At 61.4% G+C, this 10416-nt stretch carries 13 protein-coding genes; 11 read left to right on the top strand and 2 right to left on the bottom strand.

The genetic code is table 11. The annotated features are described in order from the left end of the window. The 11 genes from VZ95_RS00180 to VZ95_RS27765 all read left to right on the top strand — a co-directional run. Positions 1 to 494: transporter substrate-binding domain-containing protein (locus VZ95_RS00180; protein WP_045774089.1), on the top strand; the 494-nt coding region annotated here is incomplete at its 5' end. Positions 495 to 555: 61 nt separating this feature from the next. Beyond that, positions 556 to 1218: an amino acid ABC transporter permease gene (locus VZ95_RS00175; RefSeq protein ID WP_045774088.1), complete on the top strand. Its 663-nt coding sequence runs from the start codon at positions 556 to 558 to the stop codon at positions 1216 to 1218. A gap of 4 nt (positions 1219 to 1222) precedes the next feature. Continuing rightward, the gene (locus VZ95_RS00170) at positions 1223 to 1876 is read left to right on the top strand and encodes an amino acid ABC transporter permease (RefSeq protein ID WP_045774087.1); all 654 of its coding nucleotides are present in this window, start codon (positions 1223 to 1225) and stop codon (positions 1874 to 1876) included. Continuing rightward, positions 1860 to 2627, top strand: coding sequence for an amino acid ABC transporter ATP-binding protein (locus VZ95_RS00165; protein ID WP_045774086.1), 768 nt, complete (start codon positions 1860 to 1862; stop codon positions 2625 to 2627). The genes VZ95_RS00170 and VZ95_RS00165 overlap by 17 nt, the downstream gene beginning before the upstream one ends. A 78-nt stretch (positions 2628 to 2705) precedes the next feature. Next, complete coding sequence (locus VZ95_RS00160; RefSeq protein WP_052711339.1) at positions 2706 to 3194, top strand: LysR family transcriptional regulator; 489 nt, start codon at positions 2706 to 2708, stop codon at positions 3192 to 3194. A gap of 3 nt (positions 3195 to 3197) precedes the next feature. Further along, a complete protein-coding gene (locus VZ95_RS22580) occupies positions 3198 to 3788 on the top strand; it encodes an ATP-binding cassette domain-containing protein (RefSeq protein ID WP_198147995.1) in 591 nt (196 codons plus the stop codon). Between the two features lie 15 nt (positions 3789 to 3803). Further along, entirely contained in the window at positions 3804 to 6032 is a 2229-nt protein-coding gene (locus VZ95_RS28425) for a hydantoinase/oxoprolinase family protein (protein ID WP_332307952.1), read from the top strand. Beyond that, the gene (locus VZ95_RS28420) at positions 5914 to 7428 is read left to right on the top strand and encodes a hydantoinase B/oxoprolinase family protein (RefSeq protein ID WP_332307953.1); all 1515 of its coding nucleotides are present in this window, start codon (positions 5914 to 5916) and stop codon (positions 7426 to 7428) included. Before VZ95_RS28425 ends, VZ95_RS28420 begins: the two co-directional genes overlap by 119 nt. Further along, the gene (locus tag VZ95_RS00145) at positions 7406 to 7627 is read left to right on the top strand and encodes a hypothetical protein (protein ID WP_045774085.1); all 222 of its coding nucleotides are present in this window, start codon (positions 7406 to 7408) and stop codon (positions 7625 to 7627) included. Before VZ95_RS28420 ends, VZ95_RS00145 begins: the two co-directional genes overlap by 23 nt. Further along, positions 7628 to 8050 carry a hypothetical protein gene (locus tag VZ95_RS00140; protein WP_045774084.1) on the top strand — a complete coding sequence of 141 codons (423 nt, stop codon included), beginning with the start codon at positions 7628 to 7630 and terminating at the stop codon, positions 8048 to 8050. It begins immediately after the preceding gene. Continuing rightward, complete coding sequence (locus tag VZ95_RS27765; protein WP_269747028.1) at positions 8035 to 8166, top strand: hypothetical protein; 132 nt, start codon at positions 8035 to 8037, stop codon at positions 8164 to 8166. The genes VZ95_RS00140 and VZ95_RS27765 overlap by 16 nt, the downstream gene beginning before the upstream one ends. A 6-nt stretch (positions 8167 to 8172) precedes the next feature. On the opposite strand, the gene VZ95_RS00135 is transcribed toward VZ95_RS27765, so the two are convergent. Next, positions 8173 to 9300, bottom strand: a complete 1128-nt coding sequence (locus VZ95_RS00135) for an ABC transporter permease (RefSeq protein ID WP_045774083.1) — start codon at positions 9298 to 9300, stop codon at positions 8173 to 8175. 2 nt (positions 9301 to 9302) lie between these two features. After that, positions 9303 to 10416 (bottom strand): ABC transporter permease (locus tag VZ95_RS00130; protein ID WP_045774082.1); only part of this gene is annotated, 1114 nt, incomplete at its 5' end.

Raw genomic sequence — 10416 nt, 5'->3', positions numbered from 1 at the left:
CCTTGGGGAAAAACCCGGAGCGCGAGAAGGTGATCGATTTCACCCACGCCTATGCGCCGTTCTTTCAAGCGGTTTATGCGCCGAAGAGTTTGGCGATTAAAAGCTTCGATGATCTCGGCGGTAAAACCATCGCCGTCGCTAAGGGCGCGATGGAAGAGCAGGAGTTGATGAAGGTCGGCCCCGCCAGCATGGATTTCAAACGCTACGAGGATCAGGCGGCGGCAACCTCCGCCTTCGTTGCCGGGCAAACCCAGGTGATCGCCACCAGCGTTTCCAACGCCGGGCTGATTATTCAGAAAAATCCGTCCCTTGGCGTGGAATATAAGCTGCTGATTAAGGATAGCCCCAATTTTATCGGTGTTGCCAAGGGCGAAACCGCCTTACGCAGTAAGGTGAATGAAATCATTCTCGCCGCCAAGAAAGACGGCACGCTGGATAAGCTGGCGCAAAAATGGCTGGGCCGCCCAGCGGGTGATTTACCGCTTACCGAATAGGCTAATGCCGGGACGGGGTCTCACACCCGTCCCTTTTTCGGCCCTGACCGTTGGGGTTTCCATGCAGATTGACCTGAATTTCTGGGCCATTCTCAGCCAATGGCCGTTTTTGCTGAAGGGCGTTGCCTGGACGATCGGGCTGACGGCGATTGCCATGTTCATCGGTTTGATCCTTGGCATTGCCTGCGCCTGGGCGCGCGCCAGTGGGCCGGTTTGGCTGCGGTGGCTGGTGGGGAGTTATGTGGAGATCATCCGCAATACCCCCTTCATCGTGCAGCTTTTCTTTATTTTCTTCGGCTTACCGTCGCTCGGCGTGCGCCTGTCGCCGGAAGTGGCCTCGATCATTGCGATGGTGCTAAACCTTGGGGCTTATGCCACCGAGATCATCCGTGCCGGGATCGAGAATACCCCGCGCGGGCAGATCGAAGCGGGGCACAGCCTTGCCCTCAGCCGGGTGCAGGTGTTCGTTTATGTCGTGTTGCCGCCCGCCTTGAAGCGAGTGTGGCCTGCGCTCGTGAGCCAATGCATCATCGTTATGCTCGGCTCGGCGGTCTGCGGGCAGATCGCCACGGAAGAGTTAAGCTATGCGGCGAATGTGATCCAGGCGCGCAACTTCCGTACCTTCGAAGCGTATATCGTCGCCACGCTGCTCTATCTGCTACTCGCGGGAGGGTTGCGGCGCGTGCTCAACTGGGCCGGTCCCAAGTTTATTTTCGGGAGCTAGCGGCATGGTCGATTTTTCGCTCTGGGATATTGTCCGCAATCTGCTGCTCGCGGCGCGCTGGACGATTGTGCTGTCACTGATCGCCTTTGTCGGTGGCGGTCTCGTCGGGGGTTTGCTGCTGGTGGCGCGGCTCGGTGGGCGGCGCTGGGTGGATCGGCTCGTTGGCCGCTACGTTCAGCTTTTTCAGGGTACGCCGCTGCTGATGCAATTGTTCCTCTCCTATTTCGGCCTGGGGCTGTTCGGGATTAAGGCCTCGGTTTGGGTCTCGGTTTCGGTGGCGCTAACGCTTTATACCAGCGCTTACCTCACCGAAATCTGGCGGGGGTGCGTCGCGGCCATTCCGAAAGGCCAGTGGGAGGCCTCGCAAAGCCTTGCGCTTAGTTTTGGCGAGCAGTTGCGCTATGTGATTCTGCCCCAAGCCCTGAAAATCGCCGTACCGCCGACGGTGGGATTTTTGGTGCAGGTGATTAAGGGCACGGCGCTGGCCTCGGTGGTCGGCTTTGTCGAGCTAACGCGCGCCGGGAACATGATTTCCAACGTCACCTACGCGCCCTTCACGGTCTTTTCCTGCGTGGCCTTGCTCTATTTCGCGCTGTGCTACCCCATCAGCCTCTATGCCAAGACGCTTGAAAGGAAACTCAATGTCGCTCGCCGCTGATCCCGCGCCCTATCAAGCCCCCATTATTCAGATCACGGCCCTGCGCAAATCCTACGGCCCGACGGAGGTGCTGAAGGGCATCGATCTATCGGTTCAGCGCGGCGAGGTGATCGCCATCATCGGCAAAAGCGGGTCGGGCAAAAGCACGCTGCTGCGCTGCATCAATGGGCTCGAAATCTTTCAGGATGGCACGCTAACGGTCGACGGCAAGGATCTGGTTCACGATAGCGCCCCGGCGATGCGCGACCTGCGCCAGCGCGTCGGGATGATTTTTCAGAGCTTCAACCTGTTCCCCCATCTGTCGGTGGGGCGGAACATCATGCTCGCGCCGGGCCTGGTGAAAAAGCGCAGCCCGACGGACGCAGCCACCCAGGCGCGCAAACTATTGGAGCGCGTCGGCCTCGCTGAAAAATTCGATGCGATGCCGGATCAGCTTTCCGGCGGCCAACAGCAGCGCGTCGCCATTGCCCGCGCGCTGGCGATGGAGCCGGGGGTGTTGCTCTGCGATGAAATCACCTCGGCGCTCGACCCGGAACTGGTGGGCGAAGTCTTGCGTGTCGTCGAAAGCCTTGCGGAGGAGGGGATGACCTTGCTGATGGTAACGCACGAGATGAACTTCGCGCGCAAGGTCGCCGACCGGGTGATTTTCATGCACCAGGGCCGCGTGCATGAGATGGGGCCGCCCGATATTGTGTTCGGTTCTCCGCAGACGCCGGAGTTGAAGCAGTTTTTATCGTCGCTGTTGGAATAGCCAGCGGGGGGTCTGTTTGGGGCAAAGCTGGTTTAGCCTTTGCGCCGACCGCCCGCGACGGGCAGAAAGACAGGCCCCGTGATCGATTTCCGCAACCTCGAAACCTTCTTTTGGGTCGCCAAACTCGGTAGCTTTCGCGGCACGGCGGACAAGCTGAACACCACCCAGCCCGCGATTTCCGCCCGCATTGCCCAACTGGAGGATAGTCTCAATATCCTGCTGTTTAACCGCGAGGGATGGCGACCGACGCTGACCGTGAAGGGCGTCGAACTGTTGGACTATGTCGAGCGGCTGCTCGCGTTGCGCGACGAAATGGTGATGGCCGTTACCGACCCCGAATCGCAGAAAGGCACCGTGCGCCTGGGATTATCGGAAACCATCGTTCATACGTGGTTGCCCCGGTTGGTGAAGGAACTGTATCAGCAACCCCCGCAGATCACGCTGGAAATCTCGGTCGATGTGTCCGTAAACCTGCGCGATTCGCGGATCTCAAGCGCCGCCGCATTCTGTCCCGCACGCCGCTTGCTTCACGAAAGGTTGCGCCATGAGCCTCTTGCGTGTGGATAAAATCTGTCGGCAGTTCGGCGGTTTGGCGGCGAATACCGATGTGTCCTTCACTCTCGACGAACGGGAGATCCACCCTGTTCAGCGTCATCGCCGGGGCCTTGCCCCCCCACCTCGGGCCAAGTTTGGTTCGAAGGTAAGAACATTCCCGGGCTCGATGCGGCGGCATGCTGCGCGGCGGGGATCGGGCGGACGTTCCAAGTGGTGCGCAGTTTCGACTCGATGTCGGTGCTCGAAAACGTCACCGTCGGGGCCTATAACCGCGCCAAAACCACCAAGGCCGCCAAAAGGCTGGCGATGGAAACCCTGGAATGGACCGGCCTTGCCCATCGGGCGGACCGGCTCGCGGTCAAACTGACCCCGCTCGAAAAGCGCCGCCTGGAAGTAGCGCGCGCCTTGGCGACCAAGCCGCGCTTGCTGTTGCTCGACGAGCCCAGTCAGGGGATCATGCCGAAGCTGGTCGAACAGCGGGTGGCCGAATGTCTCGATGTTGCCGACCGCGCCTATGTGTTGCAAACGGGCCGGGTTGCGCTTTCAGGAACTTCTGCCGAGATTGCGGCTGACGACGGTGTGCGTCGCGCTTATCTCGGTATCTAAATAAGGAATAAGATCATGCCGGACGGCACCTCCAACGGGCAGTGGCAATTTTGGATCGATCGGGGCGGCACCTTTACCGATGTCGTCGCCCGGCGGCCCGATGGTCGCTTACTGACCAAAAAGCTTCTGTCGGAAAATCCCGAACGCTACCGCGACGCCGCGCTTCAGGCGATCCGGGAGTTTCTGGAGGTGCCGGGCAGCGCGCCCATTCCCGCCGAAAAAATCGCGGCGGTGAAAATGGGCACCACGGTCGCAACCAACGCGCTACTGGAGCGCAAGGGCGACCGGACGGTTCTGCTGATTACTCAAGGTTTCCGCGATGCGCTGCGCATCGCCTATCAAGATCGGCCCGATATTTTCGCGCTCGATATTCATCTGCCTGAACTGCTCTATGAGCGGGTGATTGAAGCGCAAGAGCGGGTGCGCGCCGATGGCACGGTGGAACAGGCGCTGGATTTGGCGGCGACGAAAGCTGGACTGGAAGCCGCCTACGCCGATGGGATTCGCTCCTGCGCCATCGTCTTCATGCACGGCTACCGCTACACGGCGCAGGAAAAATCGGCGGCGGACTTGGCGCGGGCAATAGGCTTCACACAAGTCTCGGTCAGCCACGAGGTTAGCCCGCTAATGAAGCTCGTTGGGCGCGGCGATACCACGGTTGTCGATGCTTATCTCTCGCCTATTCTGCGCCGCTATGTCGATCAAGTGGCGGGCGAATTGGGCGGTACGCGGCTGTTGTTCATGCAGTCCAACGGCGGTTTGACCGACGCGAAACTGTTCCAGGGTAAGGATTCGATCCTGTCCGGTCCGGCGGGCGGCATCGTCGGCGCGGTGCAATCGACCCTGTCGGCGGGCTTCCAAAAGATGATCGGCTTCGATATGGGCGGCACCTCCACCGACGTGTCGCATTATGCCGGGGAGTATGAGCGCGCCTTTGATACGCAAGTGGCGGGCGTGCGCATGCGCGCGCCGATGATGCAGATTCATACCGTGGCAGCCGGGGGAGGCTCGATTCTGGGGTTCGACGGCACCCGCTTTCGCGTCGGCCCGCATTCCGCCGGGGCCAATCCGGGGCCGACCGCCTATGGCCGCAACGGCCCGCTGACCGTGACCGACGCCAATGTGATGGTGGGCAAGCTCGACCCGGCTTTCTTCCCGAAGGTCTTCGGCCTCAACGGCGATCAGCCTTTGGACCGGGCGGCAGTCGTGGCGAAGTTTGCCGGTATGGCGGCGGAAATCACCCGCCTCACCGGCACCCCGCGCACGCCCGAAGAGGTGGCGGACGGGTTCTTGAAAATCGCCGTCGAGAATATGGCCAATGCCATTAAGGAAATCTCGATCCAACGCGGCTATGACGTGACCGACTATACCCTGTGCAGCTTCGGCGGCGCGGGCGGGCAGCACGCCTGTTTGGTCGCCGATTCGCTGGGCATGACAAAGGTCTTCCTGCACCCGCTGGCGGGGGTTCTCTCGGCCTACGGCATGGGGCTGGCCGATTTCCGCGTGATGCGCGAAGCGGCGGTGGAAGCGCCGCTCGCCAAAGCCCTGCTACCGAAGCTCGCTGGGATCGTCGCCGATCTCACGGTCGCGGCCAAAGCCGAACTCGCCAGCCAGGATATTCCCGACGCGCAGATGCGGGCGATCCCGACGCTGCGGCTGCGCTATGAGGGCACCGATGCTTTCCTCGTCGTTGAACTGCCCGAGGGGCCGGATGCGTTGGCGGAGCTAATCCGGCGCTTTGAGGACGCGCACCGCCGCCGCTACGGTTTTATCGTCGCCGGTAAGGCGCAGATTGTCGAAGCGGTCGCGGTCGAAGTCGTCGGCGCAATGGAGCGCCACCAGGATTCGCCGGTGCCGCTGCGCACCGAGGGCAAGCCGGAAACCCTTGCCGAGGTCTCGATCTTCACCGCAGGCAAGGCGCATTTGGCCGGGGTTTATGACCGGCTGAAGCTGCTGGCGGGCGATAGGGTGCCCGGCCCGGCGATGATTATCGAGCCGACCGGCACCAATGTGATCGAGCCGGGTTGGGAGGCTGAGCTTACCGAGCGCGGTCATCTGGTCCTCACCCGCGTCGTGCCGCTGGAAAAAAGTTTTTGCGGTCGGCACGACGGTCGATCCGGTCATGCTGGAAGTCTTCAACAATCTCTTCATGTCGATTGCCGAACAGATGGGCTCGACGTTGGAGAACACGTCCCATTCGGTAAACATCAAGGAACGCTTGGATTTCTCCTGCGCCATTTTTGACGGCGACGGCAATCTGATCGCCAATGCCCCCCATATGCCGGTTCATTTGGGCTCAATGGGCGATTCGGTGCAGGCGGTGATCCGTCAGCACGGCAAGGCGATGGGGCCGGGTGATGTTTACGTGCTGAACGCGCCCTATAATGGCGGCACGCATCTGCCCGATATTACCGTGATTACGCCGATTTTCTTGGAGGGCGAAACCCAGCCGAGTTTCTACGCCGCCAGCCGAGGCCATCACGCCGATGTCGGCGGGATTACGCCAGGCTCGATGCCGCCGACCTCGAAAACCGTCGATCAAGAGGGCGTGTTGATCGATAATCTCCTACTGGTCGAACGCGGGCGGTTCCGCGAAGCCGAAATGCGCGCGCTGCTCGCCTCCGGCCCCTATCCCGCCCGCAATATCGACCAGAATATCGCCGATCTCGGCGCGCAGATCGCCGCCAACGCACGCGGGGCGACGGAATTGGGCCGCATGGTCGATCAATTCGGCCTCGCCGTGGTCCGCGCCTATATGGGGCACGTGCAGAATAACGCCGAAGAACAGGTGCGCCGGGTCATCGACGCGCTGAAGGACGGTAGTTTTGCGTATGAAATGGACGATGGCGCAACCATCGCCCTGACCGTTACCATCGACCGGGCCAAGCGCTCGGCCAAGATCGATTTCACCGGCACCAGCCCGCAGCAGCCGAATAATTTCAACGCGCCTTCCAGCATCTGCCGGGCGGCGGTGCTCTATGTCTTCCGCACGCTGGTGCCCGACGATATTCCGATGAATGCAGGCTGCCTGCGCCCCTTGGACATCGTCATTCCTGAAGGTTGCATGCTGAACCCGCGTTACCCCGCCGCTGTGGTGGCCGGCAATGTGGAAACTAGCCAAGTGATTACCGATACGCTCTACGGCGCGCTCGGCATTATGGCCGGGGCGCAGGGGACGATGAATAATTTCACCTTCGGCAATGATCTCTACCAGTATTACGAAACGATCTGTGGTGGTGCCGGGGCGGGGGCCACCTTCCACGGGATGTCCGGCGTCCACACGCATATGACGAATTCGCGCCTGACCGACCCGGAAATCTTGGAATGGCGGTTTCCGGTCTTGCTGGAGAGCTTTGGACTGCGCAACAATTCAGGCGGGGCCGGTCAGTTCCACGGCGGCGATGGCGTTATTCGCCGCGTGCGGTTCTTACAGCCGATGACGGCGGCGATTCTCGCCAACCGCCGCAAGATCCCTCCCTTCGGCCTTGCGGGCGGCCAGCCCGGCGCGGTCGGGCGGAACTATGTAGACCGGAAAAACGGCTCCCGGGAGGAATTCGGCGCAACCCATGAGGTCGCGATGACGGCGGGCGACTCTTTCGTCATCGAAACCCCCGGCGGTGGCGGTTTCGGCACCCCCTGACGCAGAGGATTTCCGGTATGGCTTCACTCTTTACCCGGTTGAACGGGATTACCATTACCCGGCGAATCACGCGGGGGTTGGGCTGCTGATCCTTTTGATCGCCGTCTTGGGGCTCTTGTCCTGGGCGGCGCTCGAAAAGGTTTCGGATAATCTGCGCCACGTAAAACGGATCGCCGAAACCAGCACGGCGGCGGCGTAATTGGATTTGGCGCTCACGGGCCTATGGCCAAAGATCGACGCGGCCATTCTGGGGGCGGCGGCGGCGGTGCCCGCCCTCCTCAACGATAGGTCGCGTCGCATTGCGGGGTTCGATACCGCTCTCGTGCCCGCCTATCAGGAGTATTCCGATAGCGTGTGGCAAACCTTGACCGTATCGGGCCAACTTAAGGCGGTGCGCGGAAAAATACCCAGCGTGGAAGCCGTCTTCCCGCCTGCGATTAAGGCGATTGCCGATCTCAGCACCCGGTTGGATAATGGGATTAAGCAAAGCCTCGCCTTGGCCGAACTCGTCGGGGCCGGGCTGACGCGCAGCGCGGCGGATCAATTGCCGGGGCGGGCAAACCGTCTGCTCACCGGCTGGCAGGAACCGCGCAATCGCTCGGTAACGTGTCGCAGGACGTGACCGTTCAGGGTAATCAGATCGCCGATGCCTCGGCCTCCGATTCGATCCAGTCGGTCGCGGTTGCGAGCGACGAGCTGGATAGTTCGATTGCCGAAATCGCCCGGCAGGCGGCGTAACCCGGCTCAGCCGAAGGTCGAGAGGTGAGAGCGGAAGCGCTTCAGGCTGAGCAGAAAAAACACCCCGCCGATCAACGCCGTGGAGAGGAAATTCACCCACACCACCTCCAGCCCCGCGCCGCGATAGAGGATACCCTGGGCAATTGCGACGAAATGGGTGGAGGGGGAGAGCAGCATCACATATTGCAGCACCTCCGGCATGCTCTCGCGCGGGGTTTGACCGCCCGAGAGCAGGTTCATCGGCAGGAAGACCAGAATGAAAATCAGCCCCAGTTGCGGCATGGATTTCGCCACGGTGCCGAGAAACAGCCCCAGCGCCGTGGTGAAAAACAGATAGAGCGCAACCCCCGCCAAAAACAGCGTGATCGACCCCACGAGTGGCACCGACAGGGCGGTTTCGATCACCAGCTTCAACGATAGCGCCGTGAGGCACAGAATTACCGCGCCATTCGCCAGAATCTTCGCCAGCATAATATCGATGGGGCGGACGGGCAGCACCAGCAGATGTTCGATAGTGCCATGCTCGCGCTCGCGCACGAGGGCCGCCCCCGCCAGCAGAATCGAGAGCATGGTGATATTGTCGATCAGCGCCATAACGCCGGTAAAGCGCGGGCTCGAAAGGTCTTGATTGAAGGCGAAGCGCACTTGTACCGCCACGGGGGACGGGGCGGGGAGGGCATCATTGCGGCCCAAGAAGCGCTGGGTTTCGTCCAGCACCATCGCCTGAATATAGCTTGCGCCGATGCCTGCCTGCATCATAGCGGTGGCATCGACCAGCACTTGCACCGTGGGGGCGCGCCCGGCGCGGGCATCGGCTTCGAAATTCGGCGGGATATTGAGCACGAAGGTAAAGCGCCCGGCATTCATCGCCGGGTCGATTTCGTCCTGGCGGATCAACTCCGGCGGCTGAAAGCGCGGTTCGGTGAAGGCCGACATTAAACGCCCGGAAAGCTGCGAGCGGTCTTCATCGACAATGCCCATCGCGGCCCGATGCACCTCGTGCGACAGGCCGTTCGCTTGGGAATAAATCGCAAAGCTGAAGGCGTAAATGGCAAAGGCCAGCAGGGCGAAATCGCGCAGCAGGCTGGAAAACTCCTTGCCGACCAGGGCGGAGATATTGACGAGACGGCCCATGCTCAGCGCTCCTGCTTCGGCAGGAGGGCCATCGAGATGCCCCAGAGCACGGGCACGAAGGCCAGCAAGGCGAGTAGAAACGGCAGCACGTCAAAAAAACTCAGGCTTTTCGTGAAAGTGCCGACGCTGATTTTCATGAAATAGGTCGTGGGAAAGACGGTGCCGATCAGGCGCGCGCCGCCCTCCAAGGTATTCACGGGCTGCATCATGCCGGAAAACTGTACGGCGGGCGTGACCGAGGCGACGGCTGTTCCGAACAGCGCGGCAATCTGCGTGCGCGCGAAGGAGGACATCAGCAGCCCAATGCCCGTGGTCGCGGTTACATAGATCAGCGCGCCCAGAGTGAGGCCCAAAATACTGCCTTTCAGCGGCACGCCGAACAGGGTTACCGCCATCAGGCTCATCAGCGTAAAATTCACCATCCCCACGGCGACATAGGGCAGTTGCTTGCCGATCAGAAACTCGAAGCGGCTGGTGGGGGTGACGTAGAAATTGGCAATCGTGCCCATTTCCTTTTCCCGCACCACGGCGAGCGCCATCAGAATCGCCGGGATCATCACCAGCAGCAGGGCGATGGTGGCGGGAACCATCGCATCGAGGCTGCGGAAGGCTTGATTGTAGCGGAAGCGCGTTTCGATCTGGATCGGGGCTACGGGCAGCGTCAGGCCGTTTTCCTTGGCCATACTGGTTAGAAACTGCTGGTGCAGCCCGGTGACATAACCCGCCACGGTTTCAGCGCGGAAGGGCATCGCGCCATCGATGAGAGCCCGGACTTCGGTCGGCTGGCCCCGGCGCAGATGCGCGCCGAAATCGGGCGGAATTTCGAGCGTGGCGGCACTGCGGGCGCTTTTCAGCTCCGCCGTTAGCGCGGTTGGGCCGCTCAGCGGCGGGCGCTCGCGGAAATAGGAGGAGCCTTGGAACTGTTCGATATAGGCGCGGCTTTCCGGCGATTGATCCTGATCGAGCACCGAAAACGGTACTTTTTCCACGTCCAATGAAATGCCGTAGCCGAAAACCACCATCAGAAAGGCGGTGCCGAACAGGGCGACGGTCAGGCGCACCCGGTCGCGCAGAATTTCCAAGGCCTCGCGCCAGGCGTATGCGCCCAGCCGTTTC

This window comes from Elstera litoralis (assembly GCF_000963705.1).
Classification (GTDB): domain Bacteria; phylum Pseudomonadota; class Alphaproteobacteria; order Elsterales; family Elsteraceae; genus Elstera; species Elstera litoralis.
This window is presented reverse-complemented; position numbering and strand designations above follow the sequence as displayed.

What these genes read in the sequence shown, in the direction of transcription:
- VZ95_RS00175 (WP_045774088.1), top strand. Translation starts at nt 556, where the DNA reads ATGCAGATTGACCTGAATTTCTGGGCCATTCTCAGCCAATGGCCGTTT.
- VZ95_RS00170 (WP_045774087.1), top strand. Translation starts at nt 1,223, where the DNA reads ATGGTCGATTTTTCGCTCTGGGATATTGTCCGCAATCTGCTGCTCGCG.
- VZ95_RS00165 (WP_045774086.1), top strand. Translation starts at nt 1,860, where the DNA reads ATGTCGCTCGCCGCTGATCCCGCGCCCTATCAAGCCCCCATTATTCAG.
- VZ95_RS28425 (WP_332307952.1), top strand. Translation starts at nt 3,804, where the DNA reads ATGCCGGACGGCACCTCCAACGGGCAGTGGCAATTTTGGATCGATCGG.
- VZ95_RS00135 (WP_045774083.1), bottom strand. Translation starts at nt 9,300, where the DNA reads ATGGGCCGTCTCGTCAATATCTCCGCCCTGGTCGGCAAGGAGTTTTCC.